The organism is Nocardia sp. NPDC058480, assembly GCF_042720495.1.
Lineage (GTDB): Bacteria > Actinomycetota > Actinomycetes > Mycobacteriales > Mycobacteriaceae > Nocardia.
Window position 1 is genome coordinate 922,706 of record NZ_JBHXMN010000001.1, and the last position, 17,883, is coordinate 940,588.

Consider the following 17,883-nt stretch of genomic DNA (forward strand, 5'->3'; position numbering starts at 1 on the left):
TCTCGAAAGGCGCGCAATGCCGCAGCACCGTGAGTTCGACCTGATCCTGTTCGGCGCAACGGGTTTCGTCGGCAAACTCACCGCCGAATACCTGCTCACCGCGGCCCCGGCCGACGCCAAGATCGCCCTGGCCGGTCGCTCGGCGGGCAAGCTCGCCGCCACCCGCGCCGAGCTGGGCCCGGCTGCCGTGAATTGGGAACTCGTCGTCGCCGATTCCAGTGATCCGGCATCGCTGGCGGCCATGGCCGAGCGCACCAAAGTCGTGGTCACCACGGTCGGCCCGTACCTGCGCTACGGCATGCCGCTGCTGGGCGCGTGCGCCGCGGCGGGCACCCACTACGCCGATCTCACGGGCGAGCCGCTGTTCATCCACGACGCCATCGAGAAGTTCGAGCAGACCGCGGTCGACTCGGGCGCCAAGATCGTGAATTCCTGTGGCTACGACTCGATTCCGTCGGATCTGAGCGTGTACGAGATCTACCGCGCCACCATCGCCGACGACACCGGCGAGCTCGAGGACACCACCCTGGTCGCCTATCTCAAGGGCGGCATGAGCGGCGGCACCATCGATTCCGGGCGCGCCATGATGGAAGACATCGCGGCCGATTCCACGCGCGGCAAGATCCTGGCCCACCCGTATTCGCTGAGCCCGGATCGCAGCATGGAACCCGATGTCGGCCGCCAGTCCGATCAGGCGCTGGCCCGCGCCGACAGCATCGACGCCAGCCTGGACGGCTGGGTCACCACGTTCGTGATGGCCTCGCACAACACCAAGGTCGTGCGCCGCACCAACGGCCTGCTCGGCTGGGCCTACGGCAAGCAGTTCCGCTACCGCGAGGTGATGAACGCGGGCACCTCGGCCGCCGCGCCGCTGGTCGCCGCGGGTATCGCGGGCGGCATCGTGGCCGGCATGGCCTCGGGCGCAGTGCTTTCGAGGGTTTCGCTCGGCCGCAAGCTGCTCGACCGGATCCTGCCCAAGCCCGGCACCGGCCCCGACGAGAAGGCCCGCCGCAGTGGCTGGTTCACCATGAAAACCTTCGCCCGCACCAGCTCGGGCGCCAAGTACCAGGCCACCTTCTCCGGCACCGGCGATCCCGGCTACCAGGCCACCGCGGTACTGCTCGGCCAGAGCGGACTGAGCCTGGCCTTCGACACGCTGCCCGAGCGCGCCGGCGTGCTCACCCCCGCTTCCGCGATGGGCGAGGCGCTCACCGCGCGGCTGCGCGAGGCGGGCATGACCATCGAGGTAGCACGGCAGTGAATCTCGCCCGCAAGACGATGAACGCCCCGGCGCTGGCGGCGGTATACGAGCACGCGTGGCGACCCACGCTGTTCTACCTCGCCAGCGGCCGGACCACCGGCACCGACCGCCGCGACGCGGTCGACACCCTGCGCCTGAGCGGCCCCATGAAGGTGCTCGATGTGGCATGCGGCCCAGGGAATTTCACCCGCTACCTCAGCGAGTACCTGACCAAGGGCGGCTTCGTCACGGGCCTGGACTACTCGGCGCCGATGCTGGCCAAAGCCGCCACCGACAACGCGAGCGCGCGGGTCGGCTACGTCCGCGGCGACGCCCGCACGCTTCCGTTCCCCGACGGAACCTTCGACGCCGTCTGCTGTTTCGGCGCCCTCTACCTGATCCCCGACCCGCTGGTCGCTACCCGCGAGATGATCCGCGTCCTCGCCCCCGGCGGCCGCATCGCGATCAGCACCAGCTACGTCGAGGACAACCTCTTCGGCTCGGCGACCAGCCTGGCCGCCAGCGCGGGCGGCCTACGCCTGTTCGACCGCGACACCTTCCCGAAGCTGTTCGCCCGGGCGGGCCTGACAGAAATAGACCAGCGCGTCCGCCGTTTCATGCAATACGTGGACGCCACTCGCCCACTCTAAGCGGTGTAGCAAATTTGCTACACTCGTAGCATGGCCGCCGTTCCTGCACGTGACCTGCGCAATCACACTGCCGAGGTGCTGCGGCGCGTCGAGGCGGGGGAGGAAATCGAGATCTTGCGGGACAACCGACCCGTGGCGAAACTGATTCCCTTCCCCTCTCGCCGACAGTGGATCCCCGCGACAGAGATTATCGGCGAACTGGTCCACCTCGGCCCGGACACCACAGGGTTGCGTGCCGAACTCCGTGAAACCCTGTCCGACACGACAGATGACCTCCGTTGGTGAGCGAATCGCAGCGGGCGCTGGCCGACACCTCGATCTTCATCGGGCTGGAGGCGCAGCGGTTCGACCGAGCTGCGGTCGCGAACTATGAGTGGGGTGTCTCCGTGGTGACCTTGGGAGAACTGCGGCTAGGTGTGCTGCACGCCAAAGAGCCCGAGTCTGCCTCACGGCGACTGTCGACCTACCAACTCGCACAACGATTCACCCCGATCGGCATCGACGAAAGGGTCGCGGAGTCGTGGGCCTTGCTGGTTTCGAGGCTGCGGGCCGCGGGCCGGAAGGTTCCGATCAACAACAGCTGGATAGCGGCCACCGCGATCACCCATGGCATCCCGATCGTGACCCAGGGCGGCGACTACGACTCGATGCCAGGTTTGCAGGTCATCAAGCTCTGACCCCGTATCGCGCCCACCGTCAGCGCCGCCCTGACCGTTCGCCGGGCAGACCGGCGACGAACGCCTGCCTTGCGGCTGACGACGCCACCGGGGCTCACAAGGGGGAATGCTGTGCGCCGACGGCGGCGGCGGACAAGGGGGCCCGCCCGGTCTGAGCCTGGTACCCGGCTAGACCAGGCTCAGCCAGTAGTCCTGGAACTTCAGGAACACCAGCAGCAGCACCACCGCGTAGAACACCACGACCAGGGTCCAGCGCCATTCGGCGAGGATCCCCATCGCACCACGCGAGCGACCCCACAACTCCTGGGTGATCACCGCGAACAGCACCGGCACCGCCGCCCACACCACCATGCAGTACGGGCACAGCGCGTTGATCCGGTACAGGCTCTGGAAGATCAGCCAGCACAACCCGGCGACACCGAGGACGGTTCCGAGCCACAGCCCGCCCCAGATCCAGCGCGGGAACCCGACGCCGACCACCGACAGGACGCCGAGGGTCACCACCACCGAGAACCCGACGACGCCGATCAGCGGGTTGGGAAAGCCGAAGACCGCGGCCTGGTCGGTCTTCATGATCGACCCACACGACAGCACCGAGTTGATGCTGCACGAGGTGACGTAATTCGGGTCGACGAACAGCTTGAACCGTTCGACGGTGAGCGTGAACGACGCCAGCCAGCCCGCCAGCCCGGCGATCAGCAGCAGCCAGGCCGAGCGGGCGGGGGCGGTGATCACTTGGCCGCGTCAGCGATCACGGAGGCCAGGCCGTTCTCGGTGAAGATCGCGTCGGACTGGTTCAGCTGGCCGTTGATGTACACCGACGGCGTCGACTTCACGCCACTCTGCAGCGTGGTCTGGGTGACCTGCTGGATGTAGTCGTTGTACGGCTTGTCGGTGATGCACGTCGCCACGGCCGGATCGGTGTACCCGGCGCCGACGGCGATCTCGATGAGCTCGTCGTTGCTCAGGCCGGCGCCACCCTCGGCGGGCTGCTTGTCGAACATGGTCTGCAGCCAGCTCTGGTACTTGGTCGTATCGGACTTCGCCACGCAGAACGACGCGTTCGCCGCGCGCGAGGAGTACTGGTTGGTCGAGGCCTTGTCGAGGAAGGAGATGATCTGGTACTCGACGGAGGCGGTGCCGTCGGCGGCGGCCTTGGCCAGCGCCTCACCGTTGGCGGTCTCGAACTGCTTGCAGGCCGGGCACTGCAGGTCAGCGACCACGCGCACCTTGACCTTCGCATCGGGGTTGCCGATCACGACTGTGCCGGTCTCGGTGACCGCCCCGCCCGTCGCGGGCAGCTGCGCCGCCGAAATCGTCGTCGACTCCTCGTCGGAATCGGACTTGTTCACCGCGATACCGATGCCGATGGCCGCCACCAGCGCGACCAGCACCGCAGCGACACCGACCTGGATCGCGATCTTGCGCTTCTTGTCGGCCGCCTCAGCCGCTGCCAGCGGATTCTTGCCCGAGGGCCTCTTGCCCGTGCTCACCGTCGTCACACGCCTTTCGCTCGTTGGCTCCCCACCTCCGAATATCATGCGGGCCGAACCTGAGAGTTTCCGCAAAGCTGGGATTCAGGACTCGTCGAGTCGTTTCAACTGCTCGGCGATATCGAAGTCGGCGGGCGGCCAGTCGAGTTCCAACCTGGCCAGCGCGGCGATCAGCAACTCGGTGACCGCGAGGCGCGCGTACCACTTGTGGTCCGACGGCAGCACGTGCCATGGCGCGTAATCGGTGTTGGTGCGTTCGAGAACGGCCTGGTAGGCCTTCTGATACTCGGGCCAGTAAGCGCGTTCGGTGATGTCGGAGGGGTTGAATTTCCAGTATTTGTCCGGCCGCTCGAGACGTTCGCGCAGCCGCCGCTTCTGCTCGTCGAGTGAGACGAACATGGCGACCTTCACGATGGTGGTGCCCGCGTCGGCGACCTCCTTCTCGAAGGCGTTGATCTGGTCGTAGCGCTGCTCCCACTCCGCCTGCGGCACGAGATCGTGCACCCGCACCACCAGCACGTCCTCGTAGTGGGAGCGGTCGAAGACACCGATCTGACCGTGCGCGGGCAGCTTGTTGCGGATGCGCCACAGGAAGTCGTGCTGCTTCTCCAGTTCGGTCGGCACGCCGAAGGACGCGTGATCGACGCCCTGCGGGTCGACCGAACCGATGACGTGGCGCACGATGCCGCCCTTACCCGCGGTATCCATGCCCTGCAAGATCAGCAGCACGCTGTGCTGTCCGCCGGTGCGACCGTGCGCGAACAGCTTCTCCTGCAAAACCGACAGCACCGTGGCCCGTTCGGCGAGCAGTTCCTTGCCCAGACGCTTGTCGCCGGTGAAACCCGGTGTGCTCGAGGTGTCGAGATCGGCGACGCGCTGACCGTCGGCGCGCAGTGCGATATCGGCCGTTTCGGTCCAGTGTTTCGCCATTTCCCATGCCTACCACTAGTGGGTGGGTTTACCGGGCAAGCTCGACGCAATCGTTGCCTGCCAGCACTGCACGCCCGCCGGGTCGGCGATGTCGGCGCTGTGGACATACACGGGATCTCGGCCCGCGCCGCGCTGGGCGCGGTAGTCGGCGAGCAGGCGGAACGCGATGGCGCCGAGCGGGATGATCGCGGCCAGATTGACCAGCGCCATCACGCCCATGAACACATCGGCCAGGTTCCAGATCAGGCTCACCGAGCCGAGCGCGCCACCGAAGACGGCCACCAGCACCAGGATTCGGAACGCGGTGAGTACCTGTGGACGACTGGTGATGAATTCGATATTGGCGCGACCGTAGTAGAAGTTGCCGATCATCGAGCTGAACGCGAGCAGGAACACCACCGCGGTGAGCACGTGCCCGGCCCAGGTGCCCAGCGAGGCCTGCAGCGCGCTCTGGGTGAGGTCGGCGCTGCGCCGCTCGGACAGGTCCGGGTCGGAGGTGAGAATGATGAACGCGGTGATCGAGCAGATCAGCAGGGTATCGAAGTAGACGCCGAGCGACTGGACCAAACCCTGCTTCACCGGATGCGAGACATCCGCTGCCGCAGCGGCATTGGGCGAGGACCCGAGTCCGGCCTCATTGGAGAACATGCCGCGCCGGATACCTTGCGCGAGCGCGGTACCGATCCCGCCCCCGACCACCTCGCGCAGCCCGAACGCCCCGCCGACGATATCGGCGAGCACCCGCGGCAGGTCGGTGAGGTTGAGCGCCACCACGGCGATGCCGAGCAGCAGATACACGATCGCCATCACCGGAACCAGCACCTCGGTGATATGGCTGATCCGGCGCACCCCGCCGAAGATCACCACCCCGAGCAGCGTGATCAGGCACAGTCCGATCAGCGGGGCGAACCAGTCACCATCGAGCGCCGACAGCGACGCCCGCCCGGTCGCCACGATGGTGTTGGACTGCACCGCGTTGAACACGAACCCGAAGGTCACCGTGATGATCACCGCGAAGGCCATCCCCTGCCATCGCCGGCGCAAGCCGTACTCCATGTAGTAGGCCGGGCCGCCGCGAAAAGTCCCCGGTTCCGTCTCCCGCCGCTTGTAGAGCTGGGCTAGCGTCGATTCCACGAACGCCGACGCGGCTCCGACCGTGGCCATCGCCCACATCCAGAACACCGCCCCCGGCCCACCGACACTGATCGCGGTCGCGACCCCCGCGATATTGCCGGTCCCCACCCGCGCCGCCGCGGAGATACTGAAGGCCCCGAACGCCGACACCGACTTCTTCCCGTCGGCCGCCGTCGGCCCCTTCTCCGCGACCACCCGGAACATCTCGGGCAACATCCGCAGCTGCACCACCCCACTGCGCACGGTGAAGTACAGCCCAGCCACGATGACCAGCGGAATCAGCAGCCAGTTCCAGAACACATCATTGACATCGACGATCACCGAGTTCAAGGTGTCCATCCGGCGAACGCTACCGCCGCCGCACGCCACGACCGGTCAGGCGGCGACCGATGTTGCCGGTTCGATCACCGATCTTTCGAATGCTCTTGCCGGAGCATCCGGATCAGCTTGTGGAGGTGCGCAGGTTCTTGGATGCAACCCCGGACACCGCCGAAGTGACCATCCTGCGTTCAGCAGCGGGCGAGGTGGTGGCTTTACCTGCTGAGGTTTTCGAGGGGCTCCGCTTGGTCGCGCTCGCATTGTCCGAAGGGAAGGCGGTCACGGTCGCGCCGCTGCACACCACGCTGACAACCCAGGAAGCCGCCGAGCTCCTCGGGATGAGCAGACCCACATTCGTCAAGCTCTTGAACTCGGGCAGCATTCCGTTCACCCGACCAGGCCGACACCGTCGCGTCCGCCTCGCGGACGTGCTGTCCTTTCGCGAGCACCGGCGTACCGAACGTGCCGCTGGATTATCAGAACTGACCAGGATCTCCGAGGATCTGGATCTCTACAACGACACCCCTGCGGAGCCGTTGAAACGAGAGGACTGATGCAGCGAGTCTTACTCGATACCTGCGTTTTGTACTGGTAGATCGGATGGAGAACCACCCCAAAGATCGGCACGTGCTGGCGGCGGCGCTGCAAGGCAACGCAGATGTGCTGCTGACATTCAACCTCGAGGACTTCGAGGTCAGACCTATCGGCGACGGGTTCCCGGAGCTACTGCACCCGGACGCCTTTCTGCTGGATGTCTTGGATCTGGCACCCGGCCGAGTGATCAGGTTGCTCGACAGACAGGTTGCCGAGCACAAACGTCCACCGAAGCACATTCAAGGTCTACTCGACGTGCTCGACCGCTCCGGAGTTCCGGGCTTCGATGCCGAGGTGCGGCGCCACCTCGACTAACACCCTGGCGACTCAGTGGCTGAGGGCCGCCACGGCGAACATTGCGGCTACGCCGAAGGTCGAACGCGACCACGCCGAACATCACCCCCGCGGCCAACCGAAAACCAGGTGTTTGCGGTCGCCGATCCGCATGGCGACGAAACCGCCGAACAGCGTCGACAACACCGACACCAGGGACAACAGGATCGCCACGAGGTGCCTATTCGTCGGTGGATGCGGCTTCGGACTCGGCTTTCTTGCGCTTCTTTTTCTTCGGTGCCGACGAGTCGGCCTCTTCGGTGACTTCGTAGCGCCGCACATACGCGCCCGCGAATCCTTGCAGCGTGGCGGTGACAGGAATCGCGAGTAGGGCGCCGGTTGGCCCGAGTAACGCGGCGCCCGCGATCACCGCTCCGAAGGCCACCGCCGGATGCATGTCCAGGGTGGTCGCGGTGATGCGTGGTTGCAGAACGTAGTTCTCGAACTGCTGATAGGCGACGATGAACAGCAGGATCCACAGGGCGGTGATCGGGTCGTGCACCAGCGCGACCAGCACCGGCAGCGCACCGGCCATATACGTGCCGACGGTCGGGATGAACTGGGAGACAACGCCGACCCACAGCGCCAAGGCGACCGCCGACGGCACATCGAGCAACCGCAGCGCGACATAGTGCGCGATCGCCGAGCACAGCGCGAGCAGGGCCCGCGAATAGATGTAGCCGCCGGTCTTCTCGACCGCGATGTCCCAGGCCCGCAACACATGCTTCTGCTGTTTCGGCGGCAGCAGCGAACACACCCAGGTGCGGAAGCGCGGTCCGTCGGCCGCGAAGTAGAAGGTGAAAAGCAGTACACCGAGCAGCTGGAACAGCGCGCCGATCGCGACTGTGCCGATGCCCCAGACGTTTCCAGCCAGACCGACCAGATACTTCTCGATCGTGGAACTCCACTCCGAGGCGTACTTGGTCAGGTCGTCGCCCGAAATATCTTGGTGGAAGGTCGAATTGACCCAGTCGACCAGGTCCTGGACGTAATCGGGGGCATTCGTCACCAGCATGGTCACCTGGTTGACCAGCAGCGCGCCCAGCGTCCATACGAACGCGACGATCACCACCAGCACCACCAGGAACACCGCACCGGTGCCCGCCCCGCGCCGAACACCGCGCGCGGCAAGCCAATTCACGGCGGGTTCGATCGCGAACGCCAGGAATATCGACACCAGCAGCACGGTCAGCAAGCCCTGCATCTTGGCGAGCACCCAGAACGCCGCGATCAACCCGGCTACCGCGAGCACGACGTACAGCAACGCCCGCGGCAGCCAGCGCGGCGGTGTTCGCACCGACCAGAAGCCAGGCAGGGCACTCACGGCGGCGGGTTCAGCGGATTCGTCCTCGGCAACCACGAATCTCACGGTACCGAGGACGAGCGCCCGCGGCCCGTCGGCGCGCGTGCCGCGGACCCGCCTCGACTACACCGTGGCGGTGTCGATCACGAAGCGGTACTGGACATCGCTGGCGACCACGCGGTCGTACGCGGAGTCGATCTCATCGGCGGAGATCAGTTCGATCTCGGCGCCGATCCCGTGCGAGGCACAGAAGTTCAGCATCTCCTGGGTCTGCGCGACACCGCCGATCATCGAACCGGCCAGTGACCGGCGGAAGCCGGCGAGGTGGCGCCCGGTGACGCTCATCGGGTTCTCCGGCAGGCCGAGGATGACGAGTGTGCCGTCGAGGGCGAGCAGGCGCAGGTAGCTGTCGATGGGCAGGTCGGCCGACACCGTGTTGATGATCAGGTCGAACTGACCGCGCAGCTGACGGAAGGTTTCCTTGTCGCTGGTGGCGTAGTAGTGGTCGGCTCCCATGCGCAGGCCGTCGTCGCGCTTGCGCAGCGACTGGCTCAGCACCGTGACCTCCGCGCCGAGCGCCGCGGCGATCTTCACCCCGACATGCCCGAGCCCGCCCATCCCGATGATCGCGACCTTCTTGCCCGGTCCCGCGTTCCAGTGCTTCAGCGGCGAATACAGCGTGATGCCCGCGCACAGCAGCGGCGCGGCGACATCGAGGCCGATACCTTCGGGAATCGCGACGACGAAGCTCTCGTCCACCACGATCTGCGTGGAGTAGCCACCCATCGTGTACCCGCCCGGCTGCGCGGTTTCGGGGACGGGCGAGTTATAGGTCCAGGTGGAGCCGTTGGTGCAGTACTGCTCCTCGCCCGCCAGACACGGCACGCACTTGCCACACGAGTTCACCAGGCAGCCGACGCCGACCCGGTCACCGATCTGGTACTTGCGCACCGACGAGCCGACCGCGGCCACGATGCCCGCGATCTCGTGGCCGGGCACGCACGGATACTGCGCACCGCCCCACTCGTCGCGCGCGGTGTGGATATCGGAGTGGCAGATACCGGCGTACTTGATGTCGATCAGGACATCGTCGGGACCGACTTCGCGACGTTCGATCGTGACCTTTTCGAAGGCCCCGTCGGGAGAGGGCTTGGCGTAGGCGGCAGCGGTGCTCATGGCTACATGCCTACAGCCGCATGCGTGCTTTGCCAAGTAGACCGTACCGACGGCGGTGTCTCGAGCCCGATCCGACGAGTCGAGCCTCGTACCGCGTCCTTATCGAGACCGGCGGACCCGGAAAACGGGTCACAATGGACTGGTCGGCTCGCGAGAGAGGACATGTGCTGTGAAGCGTGTCGGACGAGTGCTGGTGACGATGCTGGTTGCGCTGCTCGGGGTCTGCGCCTTTCTCGGGTATCGCGGGGAGTTCGCCCTGGTCGAGCCGGAGTTCGTGGCGCAAGCGCAGGCGCCGGTGCTGGTGCCGCTCGACCCCGTGCTGGTCGCCGGGCAGGTGGAATCGGTACTGGTCAATATCGACGTCGACGCGGCCGGTTTCGGCGTCGGAGCGGCCGGGTCGGGGATCGTGCTCACCGCCGACGGGCAGATTCTGACCAGCCATCACGTGATCAAAGGGGCCGAGGCGCTGAGCGTCACCGATATCGCCAACGGGTTCGTCTACGAGGCGACCGTGCTCGGCTACGACTCCGGCGCCGACATCGCGCTGTTGTCGTTGGGTGGGGCAACGGGACTGCCGACCGCGCGGCTCGGCACCTCCGCTGACCTGCGGATCAGCCAGGATGTGCTGGCCATCGGCGACGCGGGCGGCGACGGCGGTCCGCCCACCTCGGTCGCCGGCCCGATCACCGATCTGGACGCGACGATCGTCGCCATGAACTCCGCCGACCTGACCCGCAAAGCGCTCAACGGGATGGTGGAGATCGCCGCGCCGGTGATGGGCGGGCAGTCCGGCGGCGCGCTGGCCGACGCGTCGGGGGCGGTAGTCGGGGTGATCACCGCGGCGTCGGGCGAGGCCGCCAGGGCCGAGGGCAAACCGGCCAACGGGTACGCGGTCCCGATCGACACCGCCATGCGGATCGTGGCCCAGATCCGTTCGGGGACGCCGACCGAAACCGTCCATATCGGCCCGACAGCCACCCTCGGCGTGCAGGTCATCGACGCCAGACCGGCCGGTGCGCAGGTGAGTTGGGCCTTCTACGGCCAGCCCGCGCGCGAGGCCGGGATCAGCATCGGGGATGTGATCACCGCGGTCGACGGCGTCTCGATCACCACCGCCAAGGCCCTCAGCGCGGCCATCAACGTCCGCAAGCCCACCGATCCGGTCCGGCTCGATGTCACTTCGCCGGACGGCGCGACCCGGACCGTCGAGGTGGCGCTGGCCAAGGGAACACCCAACTAGCCGATCCGACGCGCTCGACCATCGAACCAGCACGCAGCGATCTCACCCGCTCCGGGCGATGTGCGCCGATCGTGCATCGGCGGATGCTGGTGTCGCGCGGTCCGACAACGGTCGCGCGCGATGCGGACGCCAGGACGAGGAGCGCACATGCCGGATCAGACCGTCCCCGAATTGACCGCCCATGCCTATCTGTACGGATTCCCCCTGGTCTTCAACCTCGATTCGATCGAGCGATTGCACCGCGAAGGCATCGGTGAGATCCCCGCGACGCCGTTCAACTACTTCGCCCATGCCCGCACTCTCGCCGACGCCACGGCGACCTTCGTCTCGATCAACAATGACACCCTGTACTCGGTCGCCCTGATCGACCTTTCAGTCGGTCCAGTGACCTTCCACGTGCCGGACGCCGGCGATCGGTACTACGTCATGCAGTTCGTCGACGCCTGGACCGACAACTTCGCCTACGTCGGCACCAGGGCCACCGGAAACCGCGCGGGCGACTACCTCCTCGTACCGCCGGGCTGGACCGGTACCGCCCCCGACGACACAACGGTTATCCATTTCCCCACCGCTGTCGGCGTGATCGCCGGCCGATGGGCCTGCGCCGGCGAGGACGACCTCCCCGCCGTGCACGCCTTGCAGGACGCGCTGACCTTGACAGCCGCCGACCGAGCCGCACAGCCGACGGGACTTCCGTCGCCGGATCCGACGGTCGCCCCGGACCTGATGTTCCTCGAGAAGGTCCGTGTCTGGTCGCAGGCCTTTCCGCCCGCGAAGCGCGATCTCGCGCTCCAGGAATCGTTAGCGCGGATCGGCCTGACGACAGCGGGCGCCTCGCCCTACCTCACCCTCGACCCGGATCGAGCATCCGCGCTGCGCGCCGGACTGGGCGAGGGCCAGGAAGAACTGGGCAACGTGATAAAGAGCGGGGCGGGCGCCGGGGACAACGGCTGGCAGCTCACACTGCACCTGTTCGACTACAACATCGACTTCTTCGAGGTCGGCACGCGCGACGACGAGAACTTCAAGATCACCGACCCGACCAAGCGGATCATCGCTCGCGCCGTAGCCGCCAAGGCCGGACTCTGGGGCAACCACGCCTACGAGGCCGCCTACGCGATGATCTACACCGACAGCACCGGCCGGCAGTTGACCGGCGCGAACACCTACACCCTGCGCCTTGACCCCACCCCGCCGGTCAACGCCTTCTGGTCGGTCACCATGTACACGACCCCCGACTTCTACCTGTGTGCCAACCCGATCGACCGCTACTCGATCGGCGACCGCACCCCCGGCCTCGTCTACGACGACAACGGCGCCCTCACGATCACCATCAGCCACACCGAGCCCGCCGACCCCAAGGCCCGCGCGAACTGGCTCCCCGCCCCGGCCGGGGACTTCCGCCCCTGCCTGCGTATGTACGAGCCACAACCCCCAATCCTCGACCAAACCTACGCCCTCCCCCCGATCACCAAAACCTGACCGATTCCTCGTCCTGCCTTGCCCGTTGGAGCACCTCGGCTTCGGTCGGTGGGCTGGCGGGGTGGTAGCTCAGGCACAGTGGGGTGGTGAGTTTTCGGAACGCCCGGCCCTCGGTAGCTCCGTAGAACTGACCGGTTCTCAGGCGGCCGATGTCGTCCAGGTTCCCACCCCAGCTTGCGGCGATGCTCTTGGCTGTTTGGATCTGGACCGCTGTGCCCAGCTTGCCGAAGAACTGGATCGCTGTGTTGCCGACGACCCTGCTGTCCAGCCCTTTTGGTGCCTGCGTGGCGTAGGCGATACCCAGTCCGTACTTTCTTGCCTGCGCCGCGAGCATCAGCGTGCTGGCGGAGGCCGGAGTGTGCTTGCCCGAGGGCGCGAGCATCTGTGCTTCGTCGAGTACGAGCAGCGCGCCGAGTGGCCGGTCGCCCGCCGGGTTGGTCTTGAAGTAAGTGAACAGGGCAACCTGTAGCTGGCTGACGAAAGTGGCGCGTTGGTCGGGGTCGGGTAGTCCGACGCAACTGACCACCGAGACTCGAGCCTTCTTGCCAGGTGCGGGGGTCAGCAGAACGCCGGGGTCGAGGGGTTCTCCGTCGCCACCGAACAGGGGGTCGTTGATCATGGAAACCGTGAGACCGTCCGCCATTTCGGCGGCGAGGTCCGCGGCGTTGCGCACGCGACTCACACCGTCGGGGAGGTCCGCGAGCAGGTCGATGAGGCCCGTCAGTTTCGTCTGTCCCGACCTGGCGAAATGGGTGAGCGTCTGCAACAGCACCGCGCGCGCCTTTTCCGACTTCGTCCGTGCGATGCCGGACCGCGTCAGCAGATCACCGGCGGCAACTTCCACTGCGGTCCGCAGTTCATCCGGGTCGTCGAGCACCGCCGCGAAATCCGGGAGCGGGTTCAGGATGAGGGGTCGCCCGGCCTGTCGACGCGGAGTCCACACGACCACATCGGTCTCGGCCAGGTACCGTGCGGCCTTCTCGGCATCGCCCGGCTGCCACTCCGACGGCGCTTCCTGCCACGCATCACCGAGCCGGGAAAGGTCGTTGTTCACGTCGAGGACGATCACCGAAACCCCGTGCAGTGCTACTTCTTCCACTAGCCGGCGGAGCAGCACGGTTTTGCCTGAGCCGCTGCTCGCGAACAGAACGAGATGCTTACGCAACAATTCCAGCGGAATGACGAATTCGCTGCTGTCGGCGAGCCCACGACCGAGCGTGACCGTCGGCCCAGAGGATTCGACCACCGCTGGGCTGACGGGCTCGACCCCGGAGTGACCATTGGCGTTGATCTCGTTCGAATCCGGCTGCACAACAGCTGATTCGGGAAGACTGCCGAACACCCGGCGGAACAACTGAGTCTTTCCAGCGGGCCCGCGCTCCACCAGCCAAGCGTCGAACCCTGGCTTCGCCTCGGCGAGCATGTGCTGTAGCGCGGTGAATGTCCGGAGATCGTCCTGGGAAATGGGCAGCGTGCTTCCATCCGCCGAGGCCAGATCATCCAGCATCGCGGCGGTTTTGGGCCCCTTCGAGAAGGGGATGTTGCGCAGAATCGTCAGATGCCGGTTGCCGTCGGACTCCTCGATGCCGGATTCGATGACCGCCGAGCGCATCCGGGACTGCACAGCCAGGTGGTGGGTGTGCCCGATCGCCCGGAAACTCCAGTGTTCCTGCTCTTCGAGGATGGGGTCGACCGTGCGGAGCAGGCGTGCGTGCAGCGCCCGCCCGGTGGCGGTCGCCGAGTCGATGCTCAGGTCGTCGCGATCGCGTTGCTCGAGGACGAAACACTGCAGGGCAGCCTTGAGCAGGGCGGCCATGATTTCGTCTTCTTCGGCCGGGTCGAGCGGCATGGTGGAATCGGCGGCTTCGCGTAGTTCGGCGAAGCGGTTGTCGAAACCACTCAGGTCCACCTGCGGCACCGGCACATTCGCCTCAGCACCGGCCCCGATAGCGGCGAAGTCGGCGAGTTCCCGAATCTGGCCTCGCTCCAGGCAATTCCGCACGTGCTCGGCGACGAGTTGCAGCAACCTGCGCGGCGTGTAGCGGGTCACGTCGGCCGCTTCGAAGGCGCGCGCGGCGATCGGCCAGGTCGGGTACGGCGGCGTGAAGTCGACCTCGTCGTACTGAACCGCCAGATGACCCGCGACAACCGCCGCCGCCACCGGGGCGCCGGGAAGCGCGGTGGCCAAGAACCGCTCGGCGAATCGGTCGGCGGATGAGGACAGCCCTTGCGTTTTCAGATAATCCCAGGTGGTGGGGATGCACGCGGCGATGATGATCGTGCGCACCGTCTCCTCCCGCAGCTTCATCAAGCTGTCCGCGAGGTTCGCCGCCTTCGCCCCACCCCTGTTGGCGGAATCGGCCATGACGGCATCGATCTGATCGAGCGCGATCACCACCGGCCCCGCCGCGCCGAACAACCTGATCAGATCCTGAAAGATCAACTGCGCATTGCTGTTTCCGCGCCGGAATCCCCACTCCCTGGCGACATCCTGATCGATCGGGTCACGCAGAATGAGAACGCTGTCGCCCACATCGCGCAGGGGACCGCCCGCGCGGAACAGCACCAGGGCCCGCAGTGTGTCTTGGCACTGGTAGGCCAATTGTGGTTCCGGAATGGACAAGTCGGCCAGAAACTGTTCGACGTCCTCGGGCTTGGGCCGCATCGGGCCGGCGATCCGCGCGGTGCGCTCGCGGTCGTAGCCGGCCCGCTCGGCGAGCGCGACCAGCATCCGGCGCAACTGCCCACCGTCGGCGTCGATCAACCGGTTCATCACCCCGTGAACGGCTCCGTCCCAGAACGATTCACCGTCGATCAGCTTCGGCATGAAGAAGAATCCACCGTGGTCCTGGACGTACTGCCGAATCCAGCCGAGCAAGTGCGTCTTCCCGACCCCGGGATCGCCGTTGAGAATGAACCCGGTCGGCGACATGTCCGGCCGATCCTTCGCCAGACCGATCGCCCTGGCGATCTCCGCCGACGCCTCGCGATGCAGCTCCACGACGTGATAACTCTGCGGCCGCCAGATCGAATCCGGGCCGAGTGCGGTGCTGAACTGCACCCGCGCGAGCGCGCGATATTCCAGCTCGTTCACCGCACCGCCTCAACGGTCAGCAGATGACGGGCAGTGCCGCCCAGCACGATCGCCGCCGCGTGATCGTCGTCGGTCAACGTCTTGCGGTCGGCCTCCGCCCGCACGTGCACACCGTCGCGATCGGCGAGCCGCACCATCGCGTCCGAGAAATCGGCGGGCGGGATGTGCGGCAACCTATTACGCAGTTCGGAGAGCCGGACCTGGTCCGGCTTGCCCTTGGTGAGCTCGGTGTATTTGCGGATGATCTGGCCTGCCACATCGGGTACGAAGACATCGGTGAGCAGTTGTCCGGTGGTCTCGAGATGCCGGTGGAGCCCGGCCAGCACCGCGTACAGGGCGCCCCCGAAGGAACCGGATTTCTCCGGGCGCGGGCGCGCGAGCTCCTCGGTGCACCACCGCGCACCCTGCTCGGTGAGTTCGTGCACGAGCGCACGACCGACCTTGACGCTGTCGACCAGCCCCAGCTTGTTGAGCCGCAGCCGGGGTTTGCCATCGAGTGTCACCCCGGCCACCGCGAACAGCTCGGCGTTGGTGAGTTCGCGTGCCTCTGCCAGCAGCGTCAGCAGCACTGCGAGTTCTCGTGGGCTCATCTGATCCGACAATGTTCGATCCGTTCTCTCACGATCCGTCGCCTTCGATGACGGTGAATCCGTTTTCGGAAACTTGCAGGTCACGTCTACCGTCGAAGGTTCCGGTAGCGCGAACGCTGGCTCCAGAGCTATGTGCCGCAATGGCTTTCGCGTACTCGTCGGCGGTGCGCAGCCGCACCGTGACGCGTCGTCGCCGTCCGGTGCTCGTCTCGTCGACAACGAGCACACCCCGCACGATCGCCTTCGGTCCGCCGTCGTTGTCCAGCCCGACGACGACCCCTTCGACCACTGCGGGCGACTCGGGTCCGGCCAGCACTCCTTGCCGGTCGGTCGGCAGCGGCGCCGAAGCCACCGCCTGGTCGAACAGGCCCGGCAACCGGGCAACCGTGGTGCTGGAGAACTCGACCGCCACATCAGGCCGCGGCACCTGGCGTGACCAGCGGAAGCTCAACTCGAATTGCCTCGGGTCGCGTTCCGCCGACCCGAGCGCGCTGAACAATTCGACGGTTTCGTACCGGATCTCATGCGCGATTCCGAACCGCTCTCCCTGTGCCGCGCCACGCACCGTGGCCGCGATATCGAGCATCCGAATCGCCGAGCCGCGCCCCAGCCGCGAGCCAGGGCCCGCGAGGAACACATCGAATCCGAAGACGTCGCGACGCGGTAGCAGCGTTGTGTCGTCGAGCAACTCGGCGACCGCACGCTCTCGCATCGACGACATCCTGATCTCGCTGCCCGCCACCTGGTATGCGCAGGTGACGAGCAACGAACGCAGGGCCGCCAGCGCGGTTGTTCCGGCCTCGAGCGAAACCTCACCGTCGCCCGCGCGATACCCGACGATATCGATGCCACCGGAAACGATGTCGCGCACAACGACTTCCGTCGACCGCTGCTCGGAATCGGCGACACACCGCACCAGCGCCCGCATACGTGCGGTGAGGTCGACGACCTCGCCGTCGGGCACCAGCACGTCGAACTCGCCGTGTGACCAGATCCGGCCATTGCGCCACTGCACCTGGGGCGTCCAGCCCTGGGCCTGGAGATACCCGATGACCTCATCGAGCCGGGGCGCGGCGACCATCGGCCCTACCTCGGCGATCCGGCGACGAGCGCGGCGAGTGCCTCGACATCGAGCACATTGCTCACCGGAATCGGCACCGACACCTTGCGCTTGGAGTTGTCGACAGCGAAGCGAGCCCGGTCACGCAGTGAGAGGAAGTATCCCGCGTGACGAAGCATCAGCCCGCCGGTGACCGAGTCGGTGAACAGGTCGGCCACAACGGGCACGTGAACGGCGAAAAGGTAACGCGGAACAGCGAAATCGGTGCCGGCGAGCTGGTTGAACTGGGTGTGGCTGAGCCCGCCGAAGATCAGCTGTCCCTGCCGGTACTTCGGCCGCGACACGGTCTTGATCTGCACTTCGATCTGCGGGGAGAAGCCGAATCTGGTCCGCCCCGGCTGCTTGATCGTCAGGTCGACTCCGTCGACATCGAGATCATCGGTCGACCAGATGAGGCCGGCCGCCGAGGCGAGCACCCGGATGTAATCGTGCCCGAACTTCCCTTGATGGTGATGCGGATCGAGCACCGCGTCCCCCTCCCGACCCGACGGTACCGCCGCGAACTGTAG

The 17,883-nt window shown here is 66.4% G+C and carries 18 protein-coding genes; 8 read left to right on the forward strand and 10 right to left on the reverse strand.

The window, feature by feature from the left end; genetic code table 11:
• Positions 1 to 16 precede the first annotated feature (16 nt).
• Genes ACFWO8_RS04250 through ACFWO8_RS04265 form a run of 4 tightly spaced genes read left to right on the forward strand, consistent with a single transcriptional unit; the run spans position 17 to position 2,567 of the window.
• Positions 17 to 1,261, forward strand: coding sequence for a saccharopine dehydrogenase family protein (locus ACFWO8_RS04250; protein ID WP_378941523.1), 1,245 nt, complete (start codon positions 17 to 19; stop codon positions 1,259 to 1,261).
• Positions 1,258 to 1,890, forward strand: a complete 633-nt coding sequence (locus tag ACFWO8_RS04255; RefSeq protein WP_378941527.1) for a class I SAM-dependent methyltransferase — start codon at positions 1,258 to 1,260, stop codon at positions 1,888 to 1,890. Before ACFWO8_RS04250 ends, ACFWO8_RS04255 begins: the two co-directional genes overlap by 4 nt.
• Before the next feature lie 30 nt (positions 1,891 to 1,920).
• Positions 1,921 to 2,175, forward strand: coding sequence for a type II toxin-antitoxin system Phd/YefM family antitoxin (locus ACFWO8_RS04260; RefSeq protein ID WP_378941534.1), 255 nt, complete (start codon positions 1,921 to 1,923; stop codon positions 2,173 to 2,175).
• Entirely contained in the window at positions 2,172 to 2,567 is a 396-nt protein-coding gene (locus ACFWO8_RS04265) for a type II toxin-antitoxin system VapC family toxin (RefSeq protein ID WP_378941538.1), read from the forward strand. The genes ACFWO8_RS04260 and ACFWO8_RS04265 overlap by 4 nt, the downstream gene beginning before the upstream one ends.
• A gap of 168 nt (positions 2,568 to 2,735) precedes the next feature.
• Here the strand turns inward: ACFWO8_RS04265 and ACFWO8_RS04270 are convergent, their stop codons facing one another.
• The 4 genes from ACFWO8_RS04270 to ACFWO8_RS04285 form a co-directional block, all read right to left on the reverse strand.
• Complete coding sequence (locus ACFWO8_RS04270) at positions 2,736 to 3,302, reverse strand: vitamin K epoxide reductase family protein (RefSeq protein ID WP_378941542.1); 567 nt, start codon at positions 3,300 to 3,302, stop codon at positions 2,736 to 2,738.
• A complete protein-coding gene (locus ACFWO8_RS04275) occupies positions 3,299 to 4,060 on the reverse strand; it encodes a DsbA family protein (RefSeq protein WP_378941548.1) in 762 nt (253 codons plus the stop codon). The genes ACFWO8_RS04270 and ACFWO8_RS04275 overlap by 4 nt, the downstream gene beginning before the upstream one ends.
• An 84-nt stretch (positions 4,061 to 4,144) precedes the next feature.
• Positions 4,145 to 4,990, reverse strand: a complete 846-nt coding sequence (locus tag ACFWO8_RS04280; protein ID WP_378941555.1) for a PPK2 family polyphosphate kinase — start codon at positions 4,988 to 4,990, stop codon at positions 4,145 to 4,147.
• A gap of 15 nt (positions 4,991 to 5,005) precedes the next feature.
• Positions 5,006 to 6,463, reverse strand: a complete 1,458-nt coding sequence (locus ACFWO8_RS04285) for an alanine/glycine:cation symporter family protein (protein WP_378941563.1) — start codon at positions 6,461 to 6,463, stop codon at positions 5,006 to 5,008.
• A 128-nt stretch (positions 6,464 to 6,591) separates the two neighbouring features.
• Here ACFWO8_RS04285 and ACFWO8_RS04290 point away from each other — a divergent pair, with 128 nt between their 5' ends.
• Both ACFWO8_RS04290 and ACFWO8_RS04295 read left to right on the forward strand, forming a co-directional pair.
• Positions 6,592 to 6,996, forward strand: a complete 405-nt coding sequence (locus ACFWO8_RS04290) for an excisionase family DNA-binding protein (RefSeq protein ID WP_378941569.1) — start codon at positions 6,592 to 6,594, stop codon at positions 6,994 to 6,996.
• A gap of 46 nt (positions 6,997 to 7,042) precedes the next feature.
• Positions 7,043 to 7,351, forward strand: coding sequence for a hypothetical protein (locus ACFWO8_RS04295; protein WP_378941574.1), 309 nt, complete (start codon positions 7,043 to 7,045; stop codon positions 7,349 to 7,351).
• Positions 7,352 to 7,550: 199 nt separating this feature from the next.
• On the opposite strand, the gene ACFWO8_RS04300 is transcribed toward ACFWO8_RS04295, so the two are convergent.
• Positions 7,551 to 8,729, reverse strand: coding sequence for an AI-2E family transporter (locus ACFWO8_RS04300; RefSeq protein ID WP_378941580.1), 1,179 nt, complete (start codon positions 8,727 to 8,729; stop codon positions 7,551 to 7,553).
• Positions 8,730 to 8,795: 66 nt separating this feature from the next.
• A complete protein-coding gene (locus ACFWO8_RS04305) occupies positions 8,796 to 9,848 on the reverse strand; it encodes an NAD(P)-dependent alcohol dehydrogenase (RefSeq protein ID WP_378941584.1) in 1,053 nt (350 codons plus the stop codon).
• Positions 9,849 to 10,017: 169 nt separating this feature from the next.
• On the opposite strand from ACFWO8_RS04305, the gene ACFWO8_RS04310 reads away from it, so the two are divergent.
• Both ACFWO8_RS04310 and ACFWO8_RS04315 read left to right on the forward strand, forming a co-directional pair.
• Positions 10,018 to 11,088: a S1C family serine protease gene (locus tag ACFWO8_RS04310; protein ID WP_378941593.1), complete on the forward strand. Its 1,071-nt coding sequence runs from the start codon at positions 10,018 to 10,020 to the stop codon at positions 11,086 to 11,088.
• Positions 11,089 to 11,235: 147 nt separating this feature from the next.
• Positions 11,236 to 12,570, forward strand: a complete 1,335-nt coding sequence (locus tag ACFWO8_RS04315) for a DUF1254 domain-containing protein (protein ID WP_378941600.1) — start codon at positions 11,236 to 11,238, stop codon at positions 12,568 to 12,570.
• Here the strand turns inward: ACFWO8_RS04315 and ACFWO8_RS04320 are convergent.
• From ACFWO8_RS04320 to ACFWO8_RS04335, 4 genes are read right to left on the reverse strand one after another with little or no spacing between them, the layout of a single operon-like run.
• Entirely contained in the window at positions 12,557 to 15,664 is a 3,108-nt protein-coding gene (locus ACFWO8_RS04320) for an ATP-binding protein (protein ID WP_378941605.1), read from the reverse strand. The genes ACFWO8_RS04315 and ACFWO8_RS04320 overlap by 14 nt on opposite strands.
• Positions 15,661 to 16,254, reverse strand: a complete 594-nt coding sequence (locus ACFWO8_RS04325; RefSeq protein ID WP_378941615.1) for a hypothetical protein — start codon at positions 16,252 to 16,254, stop codon at positions 15,661 to 15,663. The genes ACFWO8_RS04320 and ACFWO8_RS04325 overlap by 4 nt, the downstream gene beginning before the upstream one ends.
• Positions 16,255 to 16,282: 28 nt before the next feature.
• Entirely contained in the window at positions 16,283 to 17,335 is a 1,053-nt protein-coding gene (locus ACFWO8_RS04330; protein WP_378941620.1) for a hypothetical protein, read from the reverse strand.
• A 5-nt stretch (positions 17,336 to 17,340) separates the two neighbouring features.
• Entirely contained in the window at positions 17,341 to 17,841 is a 501-nt protein-coding gene (locus ACFWO8_RS04335) for a DUF4365 domain-containing protein (protein WP_378941627.1), read from the reverse strand.
• Between the last annotated feature and the right edge of the window lie 42 nt (positions 17,842 to 17,883).

What these genes read in the sequence shown, in the direction of transcription:
- ACFWO8_RS04285 (WP_378941563.1), bottom strand. Translation starts at nt 6,463, where the DNA reads ATGGACACCTTGAACTCGGTGATCGTCGATGTCAATGATGTGTTCTGG.
- ACFWO8_RS04280 (WP_378941555.1), bottom strand. Translation starts at nt 4,990, where the DNA reads ATGGCGAAACACTGGACCGAAACGGCCGATATCGCACTGCGCGCCGAC.
- ACFWO8_RS04260 (WP_378941534.1), top strand. Translation starts at nt 1,921, where the DNA reads ATGGCCGCCGTTCCTGCACGTGACCTGCGCAATCACACTGCCGAGGTG.
- ACFWO8_RS04305 (WP_378941584.1), bottom strand. Translation starts at nt 9,848, where the DNA reads ATGAGCACCGCTGCCGCCTACGCCAAGCCCTCTCCCGACGGGGCCTTC.
- ACFWO8_RS04325 (WP_378941615.1), bottom strand. Translation starts at nt 16,254, where the DNA reads ATGAGCCCACGAGAACTCGCAGTGCTGCTGACGCTGCTGGCAGAGGCA.
- ACFWO8_RS04250 (WP_378941523.1), top strand. Translation starts at nt 17, where the DNA reads ATGCCGCAGCACCGTGAGTTCGACCTGATCCTGTTCGGCGCAACGGGT.
- ACFWO8_RS04295 (WP_378941574.1), top strand. Translation starts at nt 7,043, where the DNA reads ATGGAGAACCACCCCAAAGATCGGCACGTGCTGGCGGCGGCGCTGCAA.
- ACFWO8_RS04330 (WP_378941620.1), bottom strand. Translation starts at nt 17,335, where the DNA reads ATGGTCGCCGCGCCCCGGCTCGATGAGGTCATCGGGTATCTCCAGGCC.
- ACFWO8_RS04315 (WP_378941600.1), top strand. Translation starts at nt 11,236, where the DNA reads ATGCCGGATCAGACCGTCCCCGAATTGACCGCCCATGCCTATCTGTAC.